We start from the raw sequence: 22,580 nt of genomic DNA on the forward strand, positions 1-22,580 counted from the left end.
TTCCCCGTGTGGCGCCCCCGGCGGCGCCGCGCCCATTGCCCGCAGCCTTGTCCGATTCCCCAGACCTGATTTCCGCCGCCGAGCCGGCACCGTCCACCGCCACTTCTTCGCCGCAGGAAGAGGGCGCCGCGCGCGCTGCGGCCAAGGCCGCCCATGCCGCCGCGCTCGACGTCGTGTTTGCCCCGGACGGCACGCTCGCGCAAGCCATTCCCGGCTATCGGCCGCGCGATTCGCAGGCGCGCATGGCGCAGGCCGTGGCCGGTGCCATCGAGGACAGCGACACGGTCATCGTCGAGGCCGGGACCGGTACGGGCAAGACCTTTGCCTACCTGGTGCCCGCCATGCTGTGGGGCGGCAAGGTCATCCTCTCGACCGGCACCAAGAACCTGCAGGACCAGCTGTTCCAGCGGGACATTCCCACGGTGCGGCGCGCGCTCAATGTGCCGATCTCGGTAGCCCTGCTCAAGGGGCGCGCCAACTACCTGTGCCACTACCACCTGGAGCGGGCCGAGGCCGCGGGCCGGCTCGCGTCGCGCCAGGACGCCGCCTGGCTGCGCGAGATCGGCCGCTTCGCCAAGACCACCTCCACCGGCGACAAGGCCGAGCTGGCCGTGGTTCCCGAGAATGCGCCGGTGTGGCAGCTGGTCACGTCCACCCGCGACAACTGCCTCGGCACCGAATGCCCGCACTACAAGGAATGCTTTGTGATGCGGGCGCGCAAGGAGGCACAGCAGGCCGACCTGGTGGTGGTCAACCACCACCTGTTCTTCGCCGACGTGGTGCTGCGCGACACCGGCATGGCCGAACTGCTGCCGGCCGCCAACACGGTCATCTTCGACGAAGCCCACCAGTTGCCCGACACGGCCACGCTGTTCTTCGGCGAGACCCTGTCGACCAGCCAGTTGCTGGAGCTCGCGCGCGACACCGTGGCCGAAGGCCTGTCGCATGCGCGCGATGCGGTCGACTGGGTACGCATCGGCGCGCCGCTCGAGCGCGCCGCGCGCGACCTGCGGCTGGCCTTTAGCAAGGACAACACGCGCATGGCGATGGGCCAGATCGAGGCCGATCCCCGTATCGCGCCGGCCTTCAACGAATCGCTGGAGGCGGTGGACGCGGCCCTGGCCGAGTTTGTCGAGCTGCTGGAATCCCAGGCTGAGCGTGCCGAGTCGCTGCAGCAGTGCTACAAGCGCGCGGTCGAGCTGTCGCAACGCCTGGCGGCCTGGCGCGCGCAACCGGACGGTGCGCAGCCAGCCGCGAGCAAGGCCGCCAACGAGGCCGCCGGCGAAGGCCCGCCGGCTAAGGCCGATGCCTTCGGCCCCGATACCGTGCGCTGGGTGGAGGTGTTTTCGCAGACCGTGCAGCTGCATCGCACGCCGCTGTCGATCGCGCCCATCTTCACGCGCCAGCGCGAAGGTCCGCCGCGCGCCTGGGTCTTCACCTCGGCCACGCTGTCGGTAAAGGGCAACTTCAGCCACTATGCCGCGCAACTGGGCCTGGACAAGGACCGCTCGCTGACGCTGCCCAGCCCCTTCGACTACGCCTCGCAGGGCCTGCTCTACGTGCCGCGCAACCTGCCTGCGCCGCAGGCGCCGAACTTCACCGAGTCAGTGGTGGAGGCTGCGCTGCCACTGATCGAAGCCGCAGGCGGCCGTGCCTTCCTGCTGTGCACCACGCTGCGCGCGGTGCAGCGCGCGGCCGACATGCTGTATGACGCCTTTGCCGAGCGCGGGCTCGCGCTGCCGCTCCTGGTGCAGGGGCAGGCCAGCCGCACCGAACTGCTGGACCGCTTCCGCGAACTCGGCAACGCGGTGCTGGTGGGCAGCCAGAGTTTCTGGGAAGGCGTGGACGTGCGCGGCGAGGCACTGTCGCTGGTCATCATCGACAAACTGCCGTTCGCGCCACCGGACGATCCGGTGCTGGCCGCGCGCATGGAGGTGCTGCAGAAGAAGGGGCTCAGCCCCTTTGCCGTGCATCAGTTGCCGCATGCGGTCATTACGCTGAAGCAAGGCGCGGGACGCCTGATCCGCTCGGAGACCGATCGCGGTGTGCTGGTGATCTGCGATACCCGCCTGGTGGAGAAGCCCTACGGCCGGCAGATCTGGCAGAGCCTGCCGCCGTTTGCGCGCACACGCGAGCAGGAGACCGTGTTGCGCTTCCTGTCCGATCTGCGCGCACGCCCGCACGATGGCGGCGAGTCGGACGATGGCGAGGGCGCCGCAACGGACTGAGGCCGGCCCCGGCCCGCGCTGCCGCCTTCCAGGACAAAAAAAGACCCGGCAATGCCGGGTCTTTTTGTCTGACGCTACTGCTCGCTGGCCGTGGTGAGGCTCAGAAAACCTCCCACCAGGACTTGTCCTTGCGGCGCTCGCCGTACTTGATGAAGTCGCTGTTCGGGTAGTTCTTCTCCAGCACGCGGGCCGAGTCGTCGCGCAGGTCCTTCAGGCCAAGCAGGTCGTAGGAGCGCACCATGATGTACAGCGCTTCCTCGTTCGCGGGGGCGCCGTCGTAGTCCTTCAGGGCCTGCTGCGCGCGGTTGGCTGCCGCCAGGTAGGCGCCGCGGCGGAAGTAGTAGCGGGCTGCGTGGACTTCGTGCTCGGCCAGCGAGTTGACGATGTACTGCATGCGGGCGCGCGCATCGGGCGTGTACTTGCTGGCCGGATACTGCGTGACCAGCGTATTGAAGGCGTCGAAGGCGGCGCGCGCGGCCTTGGGATCGCGTTCGCTCAGGTCCTGGCCGGAGAAGCGGCCCAGCCAGCCCAGGTTGTCATTGAAGTTGATCAGGCCCTTCAGGTAGTAGGCGTAATCGATGTTCGGGTGGCTGGGGTGCAGTTGGATGAAGCGGTCGACCGCGGCCAGCGCAGCGGCGGTCTCGCCATCCTTGTAGTTGGCGTAGGCCGTGTCGATCTGCGCCTGCTGGGCGTAGCGGCCGAAGGGATAGCGGCTCTCCAGCTTTTCATACAGCTTGACGGCGCGCGTGAAGTCGCCGCCATCCAGCGCATCCTTCGCTTCCGAATATAATTTGTTCGCTGACCAGCCGGCGGTTTCGTCGGGTTGATCGGCGAGCAGGCCGCATGCCGACAGCATGACGCAGCCGCCTGCAAGCAGAACCGCTCCAATTCTTGCGCGCCAACTGGCGCGTTTCATGCTCATCGAATGCATGGGCAACGTATCCCGGATGAAAAAAAATAGCGTCAAGCATTATAGCCGAAGCCCCAAACCGCAAGCCGGTGACGGGGGCGTCACGCAGCAGGCCGCCGAACAGGGCGCAGCGGAAGATCTCGAGACGCTTGAAGAGGAGGGCGCAGTCGATGCAGCCGCGCCTGCCGATGGCGGCTTTCTGCCGCTGGAACTCGAGGTAAGCGGCGCGGACCACGGGGAACGGCTCGACAAGCTGCTGGCCCGCCATTTCAGCGAATTCTCGCGCAGCCGCATCCAGCAGTGGATCGAAGGCGGCGCGGTGACGGTCGACGGCGCGCCGGCGCGCGTGCGTACCGCGGTGCAGCTCGGCCAGCGCATCGAGGTGCGGCCCCAGGCCGCGCCCGAGACCATGGCCTTCACGGCCGAGGACGTGCCGCTGTCCGTGGTCCACGAGGACGAAGCGCTGCTGGTCATCGACAAGCCCGCTGGGCTGGTCGTGCATCCCGCCGCCGGCAACTGGAGCGGCACGGTGCTCAATGGGCTGCTGCACCGTTATCCGGCGGCGAGCACTCTGCCGCGCGCGGGCATCGTGCACCGGCTCGACAAGGAAACCACCGGCCTGATGGTGGTGGCGCGCACCCTGACCGCGCAGACCGATCTGGTGCGCCAGTTGCAGGCGCGCACGGTCAAGCGGACCTATATCGCCCTGGTGTGGGGCGAGACGCCCGATGAGGGCACCATCGATGCACCGATCGGGCGCGACCCGCGCGAGCGCACGCGCATGGCCATCGTGCGCACCAACAGCGGCAAGCCTTCGCGCACCCACTTCCGCACGCTGGGCGTGGCCCAGTTGGGGCGCGCCAGCGTGTCGATGGTGATGTGCAAGCTGGAAACCGGCCGCACGCACCAGATCCGCGTGCATTTCGAATCGATCGGCCACCCGCTGGTGGCCGATCCGGTCTATCACCGGGCCACGCAGCGTGGGCAGCGCCCGGCGATCAAGGCGCCGCTGCCGGTGCCACTGACGCGCCAGGCGCTGCATGCTTACAAGCTCGGCCTGGTCCATCCGGTCAGCGGCAAGCGCATGTCGTGGCAGGCGCCGCCCCCCGCCGACCTGCAGGCCCTGATCGACGTGCTCGATTTCGCCCAGCCTGGCGAGGAGGACGAAGACGAAGACTACTACGAATACGGCGGCGACCATGGCGACCATGGTGACGAAGGCGAGTGGGATGACGATGACGCCTGATCCCGCCTGGCTGCTCCCCGACTGGCCCGCGCCCGCGCGCGTGCGGGCGTTGTCCACCACGCGCCAGGGCGGCCTAAGCGCCGGGCTCTATGGCCTGGCCGGCGGTGCGGCGGGCGGGCTCAACCTGGGGTTGCACGTCGGCGACGACCCGGCGACGGTGGCTGCCAACCGGGCACGGCTGGCGGCGGCGCTGCCCGGCACGCCGCGCTGGCTCGACCAGGTGCACGGCTGCGGCGTGGCCACGGCGGGATCTGCCGAGGCAGACGGCGCGGAGGGCACGGACGGCAGTGCTGCTGCACCGCCGCGCGCGGATGCCTGCATCAGCACCGAAGCCGGACAGGTGTGCGCGGTGATGACGGCGGATTGCCTGCCGGTGCTGCTGTGCGATCGCGCCGGCACCGTGGTCGGCGCCGCGCATGCGGGCTGGCGCGGCCTTTGCGCCGGCGTGATCGAGGCCACGGTGGCGCGCATGGCGGCCCGCACGGGCGCTGGCTCCGGCTGGCTTGCCTGGCTGGGCCCGGCGATCGGTCCCACTGCCTTCGAGGTCGGGGCGGAAGTGCGCGACGCCTTCCTGGCCGAGGCCGCCGCGGCTGGCAGGGGAGAGCAGGACAGCGTCGATGCGGCTTTCCGTGCGGGTGCGCCCGGCAAGTACCTTGCCGATATCTACGCGCTGGCCCGCGTGCGCCTGGCCCGCGCCGGCTGCACCGAGGTCTATGGCGGCGATGCCTGTACCGTGTCCGACGCCCGCCGTTTCTACTCCTATCGGCGCGACGGCGTCACCGGCCGCATGGCCACCCTGGTCTGGCTGGCGCCCTGAGCGGGCCGCCGGCCGCGGCACCCCTCAGGCGGGTGGTTCCCCGCCGCCGGACTCCGCTGGTAGCTTAGCCACCGGCACTTGAGCGCCTGTGGCGGGTGCTGCCTCTTCTGGCGTCGTTCCTGGCGCGCTTTCTGGTGCTTTTCCTGGTGCTGTTCCTGGCGCCTCGCCCGCCTCGAGCGCGCGGCGCCTGCGCCGGCGCGCCGGCGTGCCCAGGATGTACAGCAGCAGTGCCACGGGCCCAAGGCCATAAAAGACGAAGGTCGCCACGCCGGCGACGACGTTTTCCTCGGTGATGGCCATCATCAGGGCCACGTACAGCCAGCCGATGGCAACGATATACATCAGATTTTCATCCTTCTCGTGCAGACTAAACACCGGGGCCCCGGGCAAGCCGCAGTGGCGGGGCCTGGAGGCGCCCGGCAGCGCGATTGTGTCACTTCCATTGCACGACATAATCCGCATTGACAGGGCAGACATTGCAAGGCAACAATGGGTTTGACAGGCACCTGGAGCCGCGGCGCAGGCCCCAGGAGCCGCCGGCAAGCATACCGCATCACGCTGACAGCCGAGGCGCGAGGCGGGCCGGTCCAAGAGCAGGCCGGATTGGGATATCCGGTCCGTCTTCGTAAATAAAACGGCAGAGAGACGACTACATCATGGCGACCGGCAAGGGTGCGGCAGCTTCCACAAAGGAAGACCAGTTCCGACCATTTTCACTTCCGCCGGGGCCATTCGATCCAGCCGCATGGCTGGCGTGGTCCCGCCAGGCGCAAGCCAATGGCATGGCATCGGCCCAGGGCTTCCCGGGCCTCGACGGCATCGCAGGGCCGGCGCTGTCCGGCCTGAAGATCGCTCCCGAGCAGCTGGCCGAGATCCAGCAGCGCTACATGCATGACTTCGGCATGCTGTGGCGCGCCATGTCCGAAGGACAGGGCGAGCACGGCGTGCCGCTGAAGGACCGGCGCTTTGCCGGCGAAGCCTGGCGCCGCAACGTGCCTTACCGCTTCGCGGCGGCCTTCTACCTGCTCAACGCCCGCACGATGACCGAACTGGCCGATGCGGTGGAGGCCGATGCCAAGACGCGGCAGCGCATCCGCTTCGCCGTGTCGCAGTGGGTCGATGCAATGTCGCCGGCCAATTTCCTCGTCACCAACCCCGAGGCGCAGCAGAAGCTGATCGAATCCGGCGGCGAATCGCTGCGTGCCGGCGTGCGCAACATGCTGGAGGACCTGGGGCGCGGCAAGATCTCGCAGACCGATGAGACCGCCTTCGAGGTGGGCCACAATGTTGCCGTCAGCGAAGGCGCGGTGGTCTACGAAAACGAGTACTTCCAGCTGCTGCAGTACAAGCCGCTGAGCGACAAGGTCTACGCCCGGCCGCTGCTGCTGGTGCCGCCCTGCATCAACAAGTACTACATCCTGGACCTGCAGCCCGAGGGTTCGCTGGTGCGCCACGCGGTGGAGCAGGGCCACACCGTGTTCCTGGTGTCGTGGCGGAATCCGGATGCCAGCATGGCTGAACGCACCTGGGACGACTACATCGAGCATGGCGCCATCCGCGCCGTCGAGGTGGCGCGCGAGATCAGCGGGCAGGACACCATCAACGTACTGGGCTTCTGCGTCGGCGGCACCATCATCGCCACGGCGCTGGCCGTGCTCGCTGCGCGCGGCGAGCGCCCGGCCGCCAGCCTGACGCTGCTGACCACGCTGCTCGACTTCGCCGACACCGGCATTCTCGACGTCTTCGTCGACGAGGCCCACGTCCAGTTGCGCGAAGCCACCATCGGCGGCACCGCGGGCGCGCCGTGCGGCCTGCTGCGCGGGCTGGAACTGGCCAACACCTTCTCCTTCCTGCGTCCCAACGACCTGGTCTGGAACTACGTGGTCGACAATTACCTGAAGGGCAACACCCCGGTGCCCTTCGACCTGCTGTTCTGGAACGGCGACGCCACCAACCTGCCGGGGCCGTGGTACTGCTGGTACCTGCGCCATACCTACCTGCAGGACGAACTCAAGGTGCCGGGCAAGCTGACCGTCTGCAATGCCCCGGTGGACCTGGGCGCCATCGACGTGCCGACCTATATCTACGGCTCGCGCGAGGACCATATCGTGCCTTGGACGGCGGCCTTCGCGTCCACCGCACTGTTGAGCAATGACCTGCGCTTCGTGCTGGGCGCGTCCGGCCATATCGCCGGCGTGATCAATCCTCCGGCCAAGAAGAAGCGCCATTACTGGACCAACGACAAGCTGCCCGCGACCTCGCAGGATTGGCTGAGCGGGGCGCAGGAACATCCCGGCAGCTGGTGGCCCGACTGGATGGCATGGCTTGGCAAGCATGCCGGCGCCAAGAAGGCCGCGCCCCCGGGCTACGGCAATCAACACTATCCGGCCATCGAGCCGGCGCCGGGCCGCTACGTCAAGGCCAAGGCATGACGGGCGCCCGCGTGCGCCTTGCTGCCTGACACCTGACTATTGTTTATTCCGATCATTCCGTTTATCCCGGTATCGGGACAACTTTCGAAAGGACTCCAAATGACCGACGTTGTCATCGTATCCGCGGCACGTACCGCGGTGGGCAAGTTCGGCGGCTCGCTCGCCAAGATTCCCGCGCCCGAGTTGGGTGCGATCGTCATCAAGGCCGCGCTGGAGCGTGCCGGCCTCAAGCCCGAGCAGGTCAGCGAGGTGATCATGGGCCAGGTCCTGACCGCTGCGTCGGGCCAGAACCCGGCGCGCCAGGCCTCGATCAAGGCCGGGCTGCCGGCGTCGATTCCGGCCATGACCATCAACAAGGTGTGCGGCTCGGGTCTGAAGGCCGTGATGCTGGCGGCCAACTCCATCATTTCCGGCGAGGCCGAGATCGTGGTGGCCGGCGGCCAGGAGAACATGAGCGCCGCGCCGCACGTGCTGCCGGGCTCGCGTGACGGCTTCCGCATGGGCGACACCAAGCTGGTCGACTCCATGATCGTCGACGGCCTGTGGGATGTGTACAACCAGTACCACATGGGCGTGACGGCCGAGAACGTGGCCAAGGAATACGGCATCACGCGCGAAGCGCAGGACGAGTTCGCCGTGGCCTCGCAGAACAAGGCGGAGGCCGCGCAGAAGGCCGGCCGCTTCGCCGAGGAAATCGCGCCGGTCATGATCCCGCAGCGCAAGGGCGAGCCGATCGCCTTCGACCAGGACGAGTACGTCCGCCACGGCGCCACGATGGACGCCATGGCCGGGCTGAAGCCCGCCTTCGACAAGAGCGGCACCGTGACCGCCGCCAATGCCTCGGGCCTCAACGACGGCGCTGCGGCGGTGGTGGTGATGTCGGCTGCCAAGGCCAAGGAGCTGGGGCTGACCCCGCTCGCCACGATCAAGGCGTACTCCAATGCCGGCGTCGACCCGAAGGTGATGGGCATGGGCCCGGTGCCGGCCTCCAAGCGCTGCCTGTCGCGCGCCGGCTGGGGCGTGGAAGACCTGGACCTGATGGAGATCAACGAAGCCTTCGCCGCGCAGGCGCTGGCGGTGCACCAGCAGATGGGCTGGGACACCTCCAAGGTCAACGTCAACGGCGGTGCCATCGCCATCGGCCATCCGATCGGTGCGTCGGGCTGCCGCATTCTGGTGACGCTGCTGCATGAAATGAAGCGCCGCGGCGCGAAGAAGGGCCTGGCCTCGCTGTGCATCGGTGGCGGCATGGGCGTAGCGCTCGCAGTCGAGCGTCCGTGAGGGGTGTGCCGGCGCGCGGGTGCTCTCCCGCGTGCCGGCGTCAATAACAAAAGAGCCAACTAGGAGTGGATATGTCTCAGCGCATTGCATATGTGACCGGCGGCATGGGCGGCATCGGAACTGCTATCTGCCAGCGTCTGGCCAAGGAAGGCTTCCGCGTCGTCGCCGGCTGCGGCCCCAACTCGCCGCGCCGCGAGAAGTGGCTCGAGCAGCAGAAGGCCCTCGGCTTCGACTTCACCGGATCGGAAGGCAACGTGGCCGACTGGGATTCGACCAAGGCCGCCTTCGACAAGGTCAAGGCCGAAGTGGGCGAGATCGATGTGCTGATCAACAATGCAGGCATCACGCGCGACGTGGTGTTCCGCAAGATGACCCGTGCCGATTGGGACGCGGTGATCGACACCAACCTGACCTCGCTGTTCAACGTGACCAAGCAGGTCATCGACGGCATGGTCGACCGCGGCTGGGGTCGCATCGTCAATATCTCGTCGGTCAACGGCCAGAAGGGCCAGTTCGGCCAGACCAACTACTCCACCGCCAAGGCAGGCCTGCACGGCTTCACCATGTCGCTGGCGCAGGAGGTGGCGACCAAGGGCGTGACCGTGAACACGGTGTCGCCGGGCTATATCGCCACCGACATGGTCAAGGCCATCCGCCAGGATGTGCTGGACAAGATCGTCGGCACCATCCCCGTCAAGCGCCTGGGCACGCCCGAGGAAATCGCCTCGATCTGCGCGTGGCTGTCCTCTGACGAGTCCGGTTTCTCGACCGGTGCGGACTTCTCGCTGAACGGCGGCCTGCACATGGGCTGAGCCCCCCCGGGGGCGTTGCCAGCGGACCTTATTGCGGCGCAATCGGCGCACTGCACAAGGTCCGCGCGGCGCCGGATTTATGTCGATTTGCGGGCCTGTCGGCCCGCAAATCGTTTATTGTTGCGGGTTTTCCTTAAGCCGGGCCGCTTTTCTTAGTGCTTTGTTGGGCATAGAATTAACTTAGCGGCACAGCCGGCACCAATAAGGCGCATCCGCTGTGCGTGCGACTTCCCGCGGGGGCGCGGACGATAACGGGTTTGCGCATCGCACAGCATGCGGTGCAGCAGCGCACATCAGCGACGACACAAGGATAGAGCACCGATGGCCACGACTAAAAAGGGCGGAGAGCGACTGATCAAGAAGTACCCCAACCGCAGGCTCTACGATACGCAAACCAGCACCTACATCACGCTGGCGGACGTGAAGCAGCTGGTGATGGATACCGAAGACTTCAAGGTCGTCGATGCCAAGTCGGGTGAGGAACTGACCCGCAGCATCCTGCTGCAGATCATCCTGGAAGAGGAAACCGGCGGCGTGCCGATGTTCTCCAGCGCTATGCTGTCGCAGATCATCCGCTTCTACGGCCACGCCATGCAGGGCATGATGGGCACCTATCTGGAGAAGAATATCCAGGCCTTCATCGACATCCAGAACAAGCTGGCCGAGAACTCCAAGGGCCTGTACTCCGGTGAAGCGTTCAGCCCCGATATGTGGTCGCAGTTCATGAACATGCAGGCACCGATGATGCAGGGCATGATGAGCAACTACATCGAACAGAGCAAGAACCTGTTCGTGCAGATGCAGGAACAGATGCAGAACCAGGCCAAGAGCATGTTCGGGGCCTTCCCGTTCAACCAGCCGCCTGACACCGGCACCAAGAAGTGAGCGGCAGGGCGGTCATCCGCGCCGCCCTCACGCGCGCGGCTTCCCGGCCGCGCGCTGCCGGAACTGCAACCCCCGCCCGCAGCCGCCGGTTTCCGCGAACTTCATCGCGAACTTCATCGCGAACTCCCACTTACCTTCCACGCCCCGAGAACGCTCCTCAAGCGCTCTGAATGGGCCTTGCGCGTTGCTTGGGCTTATCGGGCCGCCTCCGCAGGGGCACGAGGGTCGGCGGGACGCACGCCATTAGGCCTCTTCACGAATCGTATCGACCACAAAACTGCTGCTTCGGGCAAGAGCGGCTCAACCAGCCAGATCATGGCCAGGCTGAACGTCGGGGGCGCCAGGATTCCGCCGATCATGCACTGCGGCAATCCAGTCTGGCACATCGGCTCTCCTTGGCCTAAAACTGACCTCACGACCATGCCACGCGGCGGGCCGCCACGCAGATCACTGGGCGGGCGAGGCATGGCGCGGTCGCAATCGAGCGAAGCCGCACACGACTGCCATCGATGACGTTGCCATGCACCGGCGCACGGCGCGTGCGCGAGTCGGGGCTTCACGTGCCGTTTTTCCCGGATGGTTCACCGTGATGTCATATGCGTGTCATAGCGTTTTTTCCAGGTGAATCGTTTGTAGCCCGAAAGCACTCTGAACATTGTCGTGGAGGTCAGCATGGATGCGGGAAAGCAGCTCGTACACGCCCGTGAAGTGGGCGTCAAGACAGGTCTGGTGCTGCACAAGCGGCTGGAGCATGCGCGGGAAAGCTTCAACGAGCGGGCGCAGGGCGCCTTGGGCGATGGCATGTCGGACCCCGCCCGATGGATTGCCGATTCGAATCCGCTGAACTGGTATGCCTATGCAACGGACGCGGCGCAGCGCGCCATCCTGTTCTGGGACACGCTCAGGCAACGGGGCAACGGCTTCGTCGAGAACGCGGTCGAAGGGCTCAAGCCTGTGCTGCATTTCGACTATGAGATCGTGCTTGATGGTCGCCACGCCAAGCGGCCCGTCAACTACGCCCTGTTGAAGATCACGCCGCCGGAAGGGGTGAGCGTCGATGACGACCGGCGCCCCTACATCATCATCGACCCGCGCGCCGGCCATGGCCCGGGCATCGGCGGCTTCAAGGACGATTCGCAGGTCGGGGTGGCACTGCGGGCGGGCCATCCCGTCTATTTCGTCATCTTCTTTCGCGATCCCGAGCCGGGGCAGACGCTGCTCGATGTATGCGAAGCCGAGGAGCAATTCGTCAAGCGGGTGCGCGCCTTGCATCCGAATAGCCCGAAGCCTGCCATCATCGGCAACTGCCAGGGAGGCTGGGCGGCCATGATGCTGGCGGCGTCGCATCCCGACGACACCGGGCCGATCGTGATCAACGGCGCGCCGATGTCTTACTGGAGCGGCGCCTGGAGCGAAGGCGAGGGCGACAATCCGATGCGCTATTCGGGCGGCCTGCTGGGCGGCACGTGGCTGGCTTCGCTGACCGCGGACCTTGGCAACGGCAAGTTCGATGGCGCCTGGCTGGTGCAGAACTTCGAGAACCTGAACCCGGCCAACAGTTTCTGGGACAAGTACTACAACCTGTATCGCAAGATCGATACGGAACCGGCGCGCTTCCTGGAGTTCGAGCGCTGGTGGGGTGGCTACTACCTGATGAACCGCGAAGAAATCGAATGGATCACGCGGAACCTGTTCGTGGGCAACAAGCTCTGGAGCGGCGGCGTCAAGGGTGCCGGTGGCAAGGCCTTCGATCTGCGTGACATCCGTTCTCCCATCGTGCTGTTCGCCTCGATGGGGGACAACATCACCCCGCCGCAGCAAGCCTTCAACTGGGTGATGGATCTCTATGGCAGCACCGAGGAAATCAAGGCCCGGGGGCAGGTCATCGTTGGGATGATGCACCAGAGTGTCGGGCACCTTGGCATCTTCGTTTCCGGCAAGGTGGCGCAGAAGGAGCACGCGCAGATCGTATCGGTGCTCAAGAGCATCGAACTGCTGCCGCCGGGACTCTATGGCATGGTCATCGAGGAGACCGCGCGCGCGGACGGCGGGGTCGATTATACGGTCGAGTTCCGCGAGCACCAACTCGAGGAGATCGCCGAGCGGTTCAATCGCTTCCAGCGGGTCGACGAGAAGCCGTTCGAGGCGGTTGCCGCCTTGTCCGACTTCAATCAACGCGCCTATGAGCTGTTCGCCCAGCCGCTCGTGCAGGCGATGTCCAACGAGATGTCGGCGCGCATGCTGCGTGAGTTCCATCCCTTGCGGGTCCAGCACTGGGCCTTCTCCGACATGAATCCATGGCTGGCGTGGCTGGGCCCCGCCGCCACGGCCGTCAGGGCAAACCGGCAGGCGCTGGATGCGGACAACCCCATGCGGCAGCGCGAGCAGGCGGGCGCCGAAATGCTCAGCGCCGGCCTGGACGCGTACCGCGCGGTGCGCGACGCCATGACGGAGGCAAGCTTCTTTGGCATCTATGCCAATCTGTTCTCCTTCTATCTCCATGACGAGGCGCCTGGGCGCGGGAGCATGCCGGCAGCGGTGGCGCCGGATGAAATGCCGGAGGTCATCGCGGCCCTGGCCTCGATCGCGGAGGGGGGCTACGCCGAAGCGATTGCCCGCGTGGCCTGCCTGCTGCATCGCGAGGGCGAGCCATTGCCACTGTCGCGGCTCGAGATGCGCAAGGAACTGGTGACGGACTATTCGGCGCTGCTGCCGACCATGTCCCTGGATGCATGGCGTACGGTGCGCGGCCGGCAGCAGATCATCGCGAAGCATGCGCCAGCGCAGGCGGTCGAGACACTGCCCGCCTTGCTCAAGGACCCGGCCGACCGGGAGCGCTTGCAGGACCTCGCCGAGCGGCTGAAGACCGACACGCGTCTGCTGGGCGTCAAACCGACCGACGAGCAGGCGGCGATGCTCGCATCGATCCGTTCGGTCCTGTCGGCGAGGCCGGAAGGCGTGCGCCGCAGCGGCGGCGCCACATCAGCATGAAGGTACGGCAGAAGCCCGGGTGAAAGGCGGCCGGTACGCCGGTGAGTTCACGGGAGTGGCCGGGGTGGCCGGCACCGGGGTATCGCGCAGCGTGCCGGCGTGGGCGGCCGGCAACCCCCGCGCATGCCGGCGGGAGCATGGACCATGGTCCACTAGCCGGGGGCAAGGCCGTTGCATAGGCTCATACCATGCCATGTGCATGCCGTGTGCATGCTGGAGATCGGCGCACTCGAGAGGCAAGGGCGCTTGGATGGGAAGGCACTGCCCGTCGTGTTGATCACGGCCGACGATATTCCCGAGGCACGCGGGAGGTCGCTGACCGCCGGCACCCTGGGCTTTCTGCGCAAGCCATTCAGTCCCGGGCAGCGCATGGGCCGCGTCCATGCCGCGAAGTACCGGGCAGCGCCATAGCCCGAGTGCCGCGCAGACCTGCAAGGAGTCGCTATGGAAACACGGAACGTCTGGCGCGCTGGCGGTGCCACGCTCGCCGCCCTTATCTGTTGCGGGGCGATCGCGCAATCGAAGCCGGTCGCCTATCCGGCCAAGGGCCAAAGCCCGCAGCAGCAACAGCAGGACGAGGGCTCTTGCTATTCGTGGGCGAAGACCAATACCGGCATCGACCCGGCGGCCGTGGCCGCTGCGCCGCCGCCACCGTCAGGCCCCGCGGTGGGCGGGGGCGAGCGGGTCGGCGGTGCCGCGCGTGGTGCCGTGGGCGGCGCGGTGATCGGTGGCATCGCTGGCGACGCAGGCAAGGGTGCCGCGGTGGGCGCCGCGGCCGGCACCATGGTCGGCGGCTCGCGCGCGCGCCAGAACCAGCGCAACGCGCAGGCCGCGCAGCAGGGGCAGGCGCAGGGTGCCATGGATACCTATTACCGGGCCTATTCCGCCTGCATGGAGGGGCGCGGCTACACCATCAGGTAGAGGCCTGGCCAGGAACCGCGCAGGAACCGGCCCCGTGAGCCGGCCGGTTCCGCGCTGCTGTGCTTGAGGTAGAAGACCTAAAGGAGGTCATATGAACAGAAAGACCTTGCTGGCGATTGCCGCGCTGCTGGCATTCAGCGGACCGCTTCAGGCCCAGCCGGCGACGAACGTGGATGTCATGCGTGCGCCGGGGCAGGTAACGGCGACCGGCACCCTGACCGCGACGGCGATCATCGTTTCGCTCGACGCCGCCAAGCGGACGGTGAAGCTCAGGACGGACGACGGCCGCATCGTGGAACTGGAGGTCGGCGAGGAGGCTCGCAATTTCGACCAGCTCAAGGTGGGCGACACGGTGACCGTGACCTACAAGGAAGCGCTGACCGTGAGCCTGAAGAAGGGTGGCGGACCGCTTTCCATGCATGAGCGCAAGATTTCCGAGCGCGCGCAACCCGGCGCCAGGCCGGGCGGTACCATCGGGCGTGAGGTGACCGTGGTGGCGGATGTGGTCGCGGTGAACGCCGATGCCAAGACGGTGACGGTGAAAGGGCCACGCGGCAATACGGTCGACCTGATGGTGGAGGATCCCGAGCAGCTCAAGGCCATCAAGAAGGGAGATCGTGTGCACGCGGTCTACACGCAAGCGGTGGCGGTGGCGGTGGAGCCGGCAACAACGGCAAAGTAGGCTGAGCGGTGCCCCGGCATGGACTGCGCTGCAGCGCGTGCCGGGGCGAAAGGCTCAGGGAGGGCGCCTGAGCGGCGCCGGTAGCCGGTGCCTTCCAGGCGGGCGTTGGACATGTGACGCCGTAACAACGCCGTAGGGCACCGGGGTGGGATCAGGACATCAGCATGATCACCACCATCCCCCAGATGGTCAGCAGTGTATTGCCCACGGCGTAGGTCACCGTGTAGCCGAGGCCGGGCACCTGGCTTTGCGCCGCTTCGCAGACCATGCCCAATGCGGCCGTCGTGGTGCGCGCGCCCGCGCAGACGCCGAGCAGGATCGCGGGATCGAAGCGGAACACGAACTTGGCGAGCAGCATGCCGATGAACAGCGGGACCGAGGTGGCGAAGATGCCCCAGAGGAACAGGCTGATGCCGAGCTTCTGCAAGCCGGCGATGAAGCCTGGGCCGGCAGAGATGCCGACCACCGCGATGAAGACATTGAGGCCTACCGAGTTCATGAACCAGACCGTCGGCTCAGGGATCCGCCCGAAGGTCGGGTGGATGGCCCGGTACCACCCGAAGATGATGCCGGCGATGAGCGCGCCGCCCGCCGTGGAGATGGTCAGCGGGATGCCGCCCGCCTTGATGACGATGGCGCCGATCAGCGCGCCGACGGTGATCGCCAGCGACATGAAGGCGACGTCCGTGACCGTGGTGGGGCGATCGATATAGCCGAGCTGCTTGGCGGTGGCGTTGATGTCCTGGGTACGGCCGACCAGGGTGATGACATCGCCGCGATAGAGCTTCGTCTTCGGCAGGACGGGGATCACGGTCTCCGTGGGTCCCCGCTTGATCTTCTTCAGGAACACGCCGCGCGCGCCGGGCCAGCTTGCCAGTTCATGGAGCGAGTGCCCGTCGACCTCCTTGTTGGTGATATAGATGTCCACGCCTTCGGTCTGCACGTTGATCAGGTCGGAGTCTTCCACCTCGCGGCCGCTCGGCCCCAGGCGCTCGATCAACTGGTTCCGCTTGCCGCCGATGGCGACGATGTCGCCGGCCGCCAGCGTGGTGTCTACAGTCGCTTCGATGATCTTGCCATCGCGGCGGATGCGCTCGACAAAGGCACGGTAGCCTTCCTCTACGCCGGCCTCGATATCGCCGACCCGCTTGCCGATATACGGGCTGTCGGGCGCCAGCGCGTAGGCGCGCAGTTCGAACTGGTGCCACTTGACGCCGCCTTCGTCTTCCTCCCCGGCACCGAGGGATCGCTCATACGCCTTGCAGGCCTCGACGAGGTTGATGCCAAGCATCTTGGGTCCGATCTGCGCCAGGATGATGGCCGACCCGACGGTGCCGAAGATGTAGGTCACGGCATAGGCGATCGGCATGGCATCGAGGAGCGTCTTGGCCTCGTCGGGTGGCAGTCCGAGCCGGTTAATCGCGTCGGTGGCCAGGCCCATCGAGGCGGAGATCGTCTGCGATCCGGCGAACAGCCCGGCCGCCGAGCCGAGGTCGTATCCCGCCAGCATGGCCGCACCGACCGACGCCGCCAGGGACAGCACCGCCAGCACCGCGGCAAAGACCGCCTGCGGCACGCCATCCTTGGCGATGCCGCGCACGAACTGCGGCCCCACGCCGTAGCCGACGGCAAAGAGGAAGAGCAGGAAAAACACGGACTTCACGTTGGGCGAGATCTTCACGCCAAGGATGCCGATGACGATCGACACCAGCAGCGTCGAGGTCACCGCGCCCAGACTGAAGCCCTTGAAGCTTTTGCCGCCGACCCAGTAGCCGATTCCCAGCGCGAGGAAGATGGCGATCTCCGGATAGGCCTTTAGTGTTGTTACGAACCAGGACACGGCGACTCCTCCAGTGGCTACGTGTAGGCGTACTGCCTTCGCTGCCTTCGTTGATCCTACTTTCCCTTGCTAGGCTTCCCCCCGGTCGTGCGGTAGCGCTCCAGGTATTCGTCGCGCAGCTTGCGCACGGAACGGCCGATCTTCACGTAGTCTTCCTCATTGAGATTGGCCAGCGACACGCGCCCGGACGGGTGGCGGGTACCGAAGCCACCGCCCGGCAGTAGGACAACGCCGGCTTCCTCTGCCAGCCGGAACAGCAGTTCATGCGGCTGGATCGATTCCAGCAGCCACTTGACGAAATCCGCCCCCACTTCGCGGCTCATCTGCTCCACGTCCAGCAGCGTGTAGTAGTCGACTACGTTGGCGTCGGCCGGCTCGAGCTTGGTGCCCATGCCGCGGTACAGCGCGGCCTTGCGGCTGCGGATCAGGCGCTTCATCGCGTTCTTGTAGCTTTCGGCGGAGTCCATCAGCGAGAAGAGCGAGAAGAGCACCATCTGCACCTGCTGCGGCGTGGACAGGCCCGCCGTGTGGTTCAGCGCCACGGCACGGCTGTCTGCCACGATGCGGTCGATGAAGGGCAGCTTCTCCGGCTCCGTGGTGATGGACGAGTAGCGGTGATGCAGGACTTCCCGATCGCCCTTGGGCAGCTTGGCGATCATGGCGTCGAACAGGTTCGACTTGTGCGTGGCGATGACGCCCAGCCGCCAGCCGGTGGCGCCGAAGTACTTGGAGAACGAGTACACCAGGATGGTGTTTCTCGGACACATGGCGAACAGCGAGACGAAGTCGTCGGCGAAGGTGCCATAGACATCGTCGGTCAGGATGATCAGGTCAGGCCGTTCCTCGACGATCGAGGCCAGGTATTCCAGGCTGGGGCCACTCATCCGCACCGATGGCGGGTTGCTCGGATTGACGAGGAAGAAGGCCTTGACCTTCGGGTCGCGCAGCTTGTCCAGTTCCTTGTGGGAGTACTGCCAGCCAGCGGCGGGATCCGCGTCGATCGCCAGTTCGGTCAGGCTGTATTCCTTCAGTTCCGGGATCTCGATATACGGCGTGAAGATGGGCTTGCCGAGCGCGATGGTGTCGCCAGGCTTGAGCAGGCGGTTGATGCTCATCGAATTGAACAGGTATGCCATGGCGGCAGTCCCGCCTTCCACCGCGAACAGATCGAAGTCGCCGACGAAGGGGTGTCCGCCGATCATCTCCTTGCGGATGTACTGCTTCACGATCTTCTCGCTGTACCGGAGCATGCGGTCGGGTACCGGGTAGTTGCAGGCCAGGATTCCTTGGCACATCTCATAGAGAAAATCGCCGCCGTCGAGGCCGAACTGGTCGCGCACGAAGGAAACCGCACCGGTGAGGAACTTCACCCCGGGCACATCCCGGTGTTGGCGTGCGTAGAGATCGAAGCGCTCTTCGATCCCGGCGCGCCGCGGAAAGCCGCCCACGCCCTCCGGCAGGTAGGAGAAGGACCGCTCCGATTCGATCATCGCAAACAGCCCGAGCTGCCAGAAGCCATGCCGCGGCACGGTCGCGAGGAAGTTGGGGTTACCCCGCCCGGCGTTGAGCATCAAGCGGTTCGAGGTGCTGCCAGCCAGCTTGATGAGCTCGTCCTTGAGCTCGAATGGAGACAGGCTTGCCAGCTTCGACATATCCCGTTGGCCCATGGCATATCCTCCAGAACGTTGTGCGTGGGTATCCACGCCCGGCACGCGTAGTGCGCGGCGCGCGTGGACGATGCTAGACAGGGGTCTTCCCAACAAGATATGAGACGCTCGGAGCCGACGGTATTGGACCATGGACCACATGGTCCATCGCCGGCTGCCGGGACGGCGCGTGCGGAGGGTTGTGGTGCAGGCGGATGCGGCGGGTGCAGCCGGTGCTGCGAACGTCCTTTTCGCCTAATCTTGTCAGGTACAGGACAGGCCGGTCCGATCGCAGCGCGCCCTGCTGTATGAGAGACATGCGGAACCAACGCAAGGGGAAAGCGAAGGCATAAGATCGTGGTAGTAGAGCAATGGAGTGGACAGAATGCTGGATTTCCATCGTTTGATCTGCAGCCTGGCCGTCGGCGCCGCGCTCGGCGCAGCGGGGATTGCACACGCACAGAGGCAGGACGGCAATGCCGCCGCGGCCGATGCCATCAGCGACGCGGTGCAGGCCGGCCACAGCCCGCATCGCCCCGTGCCCGGAGCGCAGGCAGCGGGCAATATCAATTCCGCGGAATGCCAGGAATTGCTGGAGCAATTCAACGCCACGCCGAAGCGTGCGTACCAGGCTGGGGGATCGTCCATCACGACAAGCCAGGGCCGGGTGGGATCGGGGATCGAGCGAGACCGCTCGCGCGATGACCTGATCGACACCTTCCGGGCGAAGTGCACACATTAGCTAGCGCCGGCGCGGGTTCTCTGAACCATTCGCTTGGAAAGTTGGAAAGGCCTCGCGCCCGCAAGAAGACGCCGGGTTGCGAATCCGCGCGGGCCTGCCGCGACGATCTTCACTAAATTCCGCTATTCGGCCGGAATTGCACTAGCTTGAATGGACGCAAGCAATGCTTCCACGGCGGGGCGGTCAACGCCCGGCTGCGCGGAGCCATGTGCCGTCGGCGGCGGTACTGCCACGGCATTGTCCAAGTCCAAATACATGAGCGGCACATTACGGCCCATTACCGGCCAATGGCCGGCATTTACGCGGTGCACCAGCGTCGCGCTTCGCACGCGACCTCGATTTTTCCGGAGGCAGCACATGGACGGCAAAGACAAGCACACGCCGCAGTTCGGTCTCAACCAGTTCTTTTCGATGTCGGAAGCGAGAGTCGACCGCTGGCGGATCCTCAACCGGATCGCGCAGACGCTTGCCACGCAGCCCGAACCCGATGTCGCCACGTTGCGGCAGAAGGCCGGCGCGATACTGGAGGAACTGCACCCGCTGGAGGAGCTGAATGCCTACCCCGGTCCCCATCTGATGGAGACCGTGCACGAACGGCTGGCCGGCGGCGACTGGGTAGGGCTGTCACGCCTGGTGCGGCGCATCAGCGGTGCTTTGCTGGCCAACAGCTACCGCGACGACATGGAAGCCTGGAACGGCGACGAGGAGGGCGAGCTTCATCTTCCCGATTTCCTGCCGCCGTCCATCGGCCACGGGCAAAGCCGCAAGCCCTACTTCGAGGTGCTGGTGGTATCCGCGGGAGAACGCGCAACGTGGCCGGATATCCGGGAGACTTTCCGCCGCCTGCGTCGGGACGATGACAACTTCATCTACGAGACCGTCGTGGTCGGCACCTTCGAGGACGCGCTGCTTGCCACCATCCTCAACTACAACCTGCAGTCGGTGGTGATCGTCGACGGCTTCACCTTTGCTTCGCAATATACCTCCCCCGCACTGCGCGACATCATCACGCGCAATACGCCGACCGGGACCGGCGCTTCCCTGGAAGACCTGGGCACCGCGTTGGCGCGCCTGATCCGTGGCCTGCGCCCCGAGCTCGACGTGTTCCTGTCGAGCGATCGCGATGTCGCCCAGCTCGCCGGCTCGGAGGAGGCGGCGCCGCTGCGCCGCATCTTCTATGGCGCGGAGGAACCGATGGAAGTCCATCTTGCCGTCCTCGATGGCATCAAGGACCGCTACGATACGCCGTATTTCGACAACCTGAAGAACTACGCTGCGCGGCCGATCGGGACCTTCCACGCGCTGCCCGTCGCGCGCGGCAAGTCGATCTTCAAGTCGAACTGGATCCGCGACATGGGCGAGTTCTATGGCGCGAACCTGTTCCTGGCCGAATCGTCGGCGACGACCGGCGGGCTGGACAGCCTGCTGGAACCCACCGGCAATATCAAGCTCGCACAGGACAAGGCGGCACGCGCGCTGGGTGGCGACCGCTCCTTCTTCGTCACCAATGGCACGTCCACGGCCAACAAGATCGTGCACCAGGCCTTGCTGACGCCCGGCGACATCGTGCTGATCGATCGCGACTGCCACAAATCGCACCATTACGGTATCGTGCTCGCCGGCGCGCGGCCGCTCTATATCGATGCCTATCCACTGACGCAGTACTCCATGTACGGCAGCCTGGCCATCCGCCCCATCAAGCAGGCGCTGCTGGCGCTGAAGGCCGAAGGCAAGCTCGATCGTGCGAAGATGCTGGTGCTGACCAACTGCACCTTCGACGGCCATATTGCCAATGTCGAACAGACCATGCTGGAGTGCCTGGCGATCAAGCCGGACCTGATCTTCCTGTGGGACGAGGCCTGGTTCGGCTATGCGCGCTTCTCGCCCATACTGCGGATGCGCACCGCAATGGGCGCTGCCGTGAAGCTGCGTGAACTGATGCGCGATCCGGCCTACCGCGATAAGTATGAAGCGTTCAAGAGCTCCCTCGGCAACATCGGCGAAACCGATCCGCGCCTGCTCGACATGCCGTTGCTGCCCGATCCCGACAAGGTCAGCATTCGCGTCTATGAGACCGACTCGATCCACAAATCGATGTCGGCCCTGCGGCAAGGGTCGATCATCGTGGTGGCGGACCAGGAATTCCATACCGTCGAGGCGCAGTTCAAGGAGGCCTTCTTCACCCATACCTCGACCTCGCCCAATCTGCAGATCATCGCGTCGATCGACGTCGCGCGGCGGCAGATGGAGCTCGAGGGATTCGAGCTGGTGCAGCGCGCCATCCAGCTCGCCATTGAGATCCGCCGGGAGATCAATAATCACCCGCTGATTTCCTGCTATTTCCGCGCGGCCACGCCCGCCGAGATGATCCCCGAAGCCTATCGGCAATCAGGCTACACCGATTACGGTTCACCCGGCACGACCATTGCGGACGCCACGCAGGCCCTGCGCCACGACGAGTTCTTTCTCGACCCCACCCGCATCACGCTGCTGTGCGGCAACGCCGGCTACGATGGCACGCGGTTCAAGGGGCTGCTCGCTGAGAGCTACGATATCCAGATCAACAAGACCTCGCGCAACAGCGTGCTGGTCCAGATCAACATCAACAATACCCGCAGCGACATGGCGCACTTGCTGAAGGCGCTGGCCGACATCTCGCGCGGCATCGAGCGGGAACTGGCCGAAGGCGGCGAAGAGGTGCGGGCGGGCTTCGCGGCGCGGGTCAAGAGCCTGGTGGAGGACGTGCCGGAACTGCCCGACTTCAGCCGCTTCCACAATGCCCTGCGCGAAAGCAGCGAGAGCGCGACGCCGGAAGGGGATATGCGCACTGCCTACTACCTGGCCTACAACCCGCACGCCTGCGAGTGCATCCGTCTGAACGACCCGCGCATCGATGAGCGCCTGAAGAACGGTCCCGAACTGGTTTCCGCGAAGTTCGTGATCCCGTATCCGCCCGGCTTCCCGATCATGGTGCCGGGGCAGGTCATCACTCCCGAGACCATCGCATTCATGCGCAAGCTCGATGTGAAGGAGATCCATGGCTACAACGCCGCGCGTGGCCTGGAGCTGCTCAAGCCGGAGGCGCTGGACGCGCTCAAGCGCACTGTGCGATAAGGGGCGCGGTCGGCCGCCGCCGACGATCCGCCT

General features: G+C 65.9%; 16 protein-coding genes and 1 pseudogene. 13 read left to right on the forward strand and 4 right to left on the reverse strand.

Annotation, left to right across the window (positions count from 1 at the left end):
- Positions 1-47 precede the first annotated feature (47 nt).
- Positions 48-2,228 (forward strand): DNA repair helicase YoaA, encoded by a 2,181-nt coding sequence (gene yoaA / locus AC1Z3O_RS06850; RefSeq protein ID WP_483514616.1) that lies wholly within the window; start codon positions 48-50, stop codon positions 2,226-2,228.
- A gap of 100 nt (positions 2,229-2,328) precedes the next feature.
- Here yoaA and AC1Z3O_RS06855 read toward each other — a convergent pair whose 3' ends face one another.
- Entirely contained in the window at positions 2,329-3,159 is an 831-nt protein-coding gene (locus AC1Z3O_RS06855) for an outer membrane protein assembly factor BamD (protein WP_483514618.1), read from the reverse strand.
- A gap of 16 nt (positions 3,160-3,175) precedes the next feature.
- Between AC1Z3O_RS06855 and AC1Z3O_RS06860 the strand changes: the two genes are divergently transcribed.
- Together AC1Z3O_RS06860 and pgeF are read left to right on the forward strand one after the other, a co-directional pair.
- The gene (locus tag AC1Z3O_RS06860; protein ID WP_483514619.1) at positions 3,176-4,384 is read left to right on the forward strand and encodes an RluA family pseudouridine synthase; all 1,209 of its coding nucleotides are present in this window, start codon (positions 3,176-3,178) and stop codon (positions 4,382-4,384) included.
- Entirely contained in the window at positions 4,368-5,201 is an 834-nt protein-coding gene (gene pgeF, locus AC1Z3O_RS06865; RefSeq protein WP_483514621.1) for a peptidoglycan editing factor PgeF, read from the forward strand. Before AC1Z3O_RS06860 ends, pgeF begins: the two co-directional genes overlap by 17 nt.
- Before the next feature lie 159 nt (positions 5,202-5,360).
- Here pgeF and AC1Z3O_RS06870 read toward each other — a convergent pair.
- Positions 5,361-5,543, reverse strand: a pseudogene (locus tag AC1Z3O_RS06870) (hypothetical protein); the annotation flags it as partial.
- A gap of 314 nt (positions 5,544-5,857) precedes the next feature.
- Here AC1Z3O_RS06870 and phaC point away from each other — a divergent pair.
- The 8 genes from phaC to AC1Z3O_RS06910 all read left to right on the forward strand — a co-directional run bounded on the left by phaC (position 5,858) and on the right by AC1Z3O_RS06910 (position 15,205).
- A complete protein-coding gene (gene phaC, locus AC1Z3O_RS06875; RefSeq protein ID WP_483514623.1) occupies positions 5,858-7,633 on the forward strand; it encodes a class I poly(R)-hydroxyalkanoic acid synthase in 1,776 nt (591 codons plus the stop codon).
- Positions 7,634-7,732: 99 nt separating this feature from the next.
- The gene (locus AC1Z3O_RS06880; RefSeq protein WP_483514625.1) at positions 7,733-8,914 is read left to right on the forward strand and encodes an acetyl-CoA C-acetyltransferase; all 1,182 of its coding nucleotides are present in this window, start codon (positions 7,733-7,735) and stop codon (positions 8,912-8,914) included.
- Between the two features lie 71 nt (positions 8,915-8,985).
- Positions 8,986-9,726, forward strand: coding sequence for a 3-ketoacyl-ACP reductase (locus AC1Z3O_RS06885; protein ID WP_483514628.1), 741 nt, complete (start codon positions 8,986-8,988; stop codon positions 9,724-9,726).
- Between the two features lie 321 nt (positions 9,727-10,047).
- Positions 10,048-10,611: a polyhydroxyalkanoate synthesis repressor PhaR gene (gene phaR / locus AC1Z3O_RS06890; RefSeq protein WP_483514630.1), complete on the forward strand. Its 564-nt coding sequence runs from the start codon at positions 10,048-10,050 to the stop codon at positions 10,609-10,611.
- A 672-nt stretch (positions 10,612-11,283) separates the two neighbouring features.
- The gene (locus tag AC1Z3O_RS06895) at positions 11,284-13,602 is read left to right on the forward strand and encodes a DUF3141 domain-containing protein (RefSeq protein WP_483514632.1); all 2,319 of its coding nucleotides are present in this window, start codon (positions 11,284-11,286) and stop codon (positions 13,600-13,602) included.
- Between the two features lie 210 nt (positions 13,603-13,812).
- A complete protein-coding gene (locus tag AC1Z3O_RS06900; RefSeq protein ID WP_483514634.1) occupies positions 13,813-14,013 on the forward strand; it encodes a hypothetical protein in 201 nt (66 codons plus the stop codon).
- Between the two features lie 33 nt (positions 14,014-14,046).
- Positions 14,047-14,523, forward strand: a complete 477-nt coding sequence (locus tag AC1Z3O_RS06905; protein WP_483514636.1) for a glycine zipper domain-containing protein — start codon at positions 14,047-14,049, stop codon at positions 14,521-14,523.
- Positions 14,524-14,614: 91 nt separating this feature from the next.
- Positions 14,615-15,205 (forward strand): hypothetical protein, encoded by a 591-nt coding sequence (locus tag AC1Z3O_RS06910; protein ID WP_483514637.1) that lies wholly within the window; start codon positions 14,615-14,617, stop codon positions 15,203-15,205.
- A 151-nt stretch (positions 15,206-15,356) separates the two neighbouring features.
- Here the strand turns inward: AC1Z3O_RS06910 and aspT are convergent, their stop codons facing one another.
- Complete coding sequence (gene aspT, locus AC1Z3O_RS06915) at positions 15,357-17,045, reverse strand: aspartate-alanine antiporter (protein ID WP_483514639.1); 1,689 nt, start codon at positions 17,043-17,045, stop codon at positions 15,357-15,359.
- Positions 17,046-17,101: 56 nt separating this feature from the next.
- A complete protein-coding gene (locus AC1Z3O_RS06920; protein ID WP_483514641.1) occupies positions 17,102-18,712 on the reverse strand; it encodes a bifunctional aspartate transaminase/aspartate 4-decarboxylase in 1,611 nt (536 codons plus the stop codon).
- Positions 18,713-19,076: 364 nt separating this feature from the next.
- On the opposite strand from AC1Z3O_RS06920, the gene AC1Z3O_RS06925 reads away from it, so the two are divergent.
- Positions 19,077-19,433 (forward strand): hypothetical protein, encoded by a 357-nt coding sequence (locus tag AC1Z3O_RS06925; RefSeq protein ID WP_483514643.1) that lies wholly within the window; start codon positions 19,077-19,079, stop codon positions 19,431-19,433.
- Positions 19,434-19,790: 357 nt separating this feature from the next.
- Positions 19,791-22,547 carry a decarboxylase gene (locus AC1Z3O_RS06930; protein ID WP_483514645.1) on the forward strand — a complete coding sequence of 919 codons (2,757 nt, stop codon included), beginning with the start codon at positions 19,791-19,793 and terminating at the stop codon, positions 22,545-22,547.
- Positions 22,548-22,580: the final 33 nt, after the last annotated feature.

Source organism: Cupriavidus sp. 09_S30, assembly GCF_056930435.1.

Excerpts from the sequence above, each read along its gene's own strand:
- pgeF (WP_483514621.1), top strand. The coding sequence starts at position 4,368 with ATGACGATGACGCCTGATCCCGCCTGGCTGCTCCCCGACTGGCCCGCG.
- AC1Z3O_RS06855 (WP_483514618.1), bottom strand. The coding sequence starts at position 3,159 with ATGCATTCGATGAGCATGAAACGCGCCAGTTGGCGCGCAAGAATTGGA.
- AC1Z3O_RS06910 (WP_483514637.1), top strand. The coding sequence starts at position 14,615 with ATGAACAGAAAGACCTTGCTGGCGATTGCCGCGCTGCTGGCATTCAGC.
- AC1Z3O_RS06880 (WP_483514625.1), top strand. The coding sequence starts at position 7,733 with ATGACCGACGTTGTCATCGTATCCGCGGCACGTACCGCGGTGGGCAAG.
- AC1Z3O_RS06920 (WP_483514641.1), bottom strand. The coding sequence starts at position 18,712 with ATGGGCCAACGGGATATGTCGAAGCTGGCAAGCCTGTCTCCATTCGAG.
- phaC (WP_483514623.1), top strand. The coding sequence starts at position 5,858 with ATGGCGACCGGCAAGGGTGCGGCAGCTTCCACAAAGGAAGACCAGTTC.
- AC1Z3O_RS06895 (WP_483514632.1), top strand. The coding sequence starts at position 11,284 with ATGGATGCGGGAAAGCAGCTCGTACACGCCCGTGAAGTGGGCGTCAAG.
- phaR (WP_483514630.1), top strand. The coding sequence starts at position 10,048 with ATGGCCACGACTAAAAAGGGCGGAGAGCGACTGATCAAGAAGTACCCC.
- AC1Z3O_RS06885 (WP_483514628.1), top strand. The coding sequence starts at position 8,986 with ATGTCTCAGCGCATTGCATATGTGACCGGCGGCATGGGCGGCATCGGA.
- AC1Z3O_RS06905 (WP_483514636.1), top strand. The coding sequence starts at position 14,047 with ATGGAAACACGGAACGTCTGGCGCGCTGGCGGTGCCACGCTCGCCGCC.
- AC1Z3O_RS06860 (WP_483514619.1), top strand. The coding sequence starts at position 3,176 with ATGAAAAAAAATAGCGTCAAGCATTATAGCCGAAGCCCCAAACCGCAA.
- AC1Z3O_RS06930 (WP_483514645.1), top strand. The coding sequence starts at position 19,791 with ATGGACGGCAAAGACAAGCACACGCCGCAGTTCGGTCTCAACCAGTTC.
- AC1Z3O_RS06925 (WP_483514643.1), top strand. The coding sequence starts at position 19,077 with ATGCTGGATTTCCATCGTTTGATCTGCAGCCTGGCCGTCGGCGCCGCG.
- AC1Z3O_RS06900 (WP_483514634.1), top strand. The coding sequence starts at position 13,813 with ATGCTGGAGATCGGCGCACTCGAGAGGCAAGGGCGCTTGGATGGGAAG.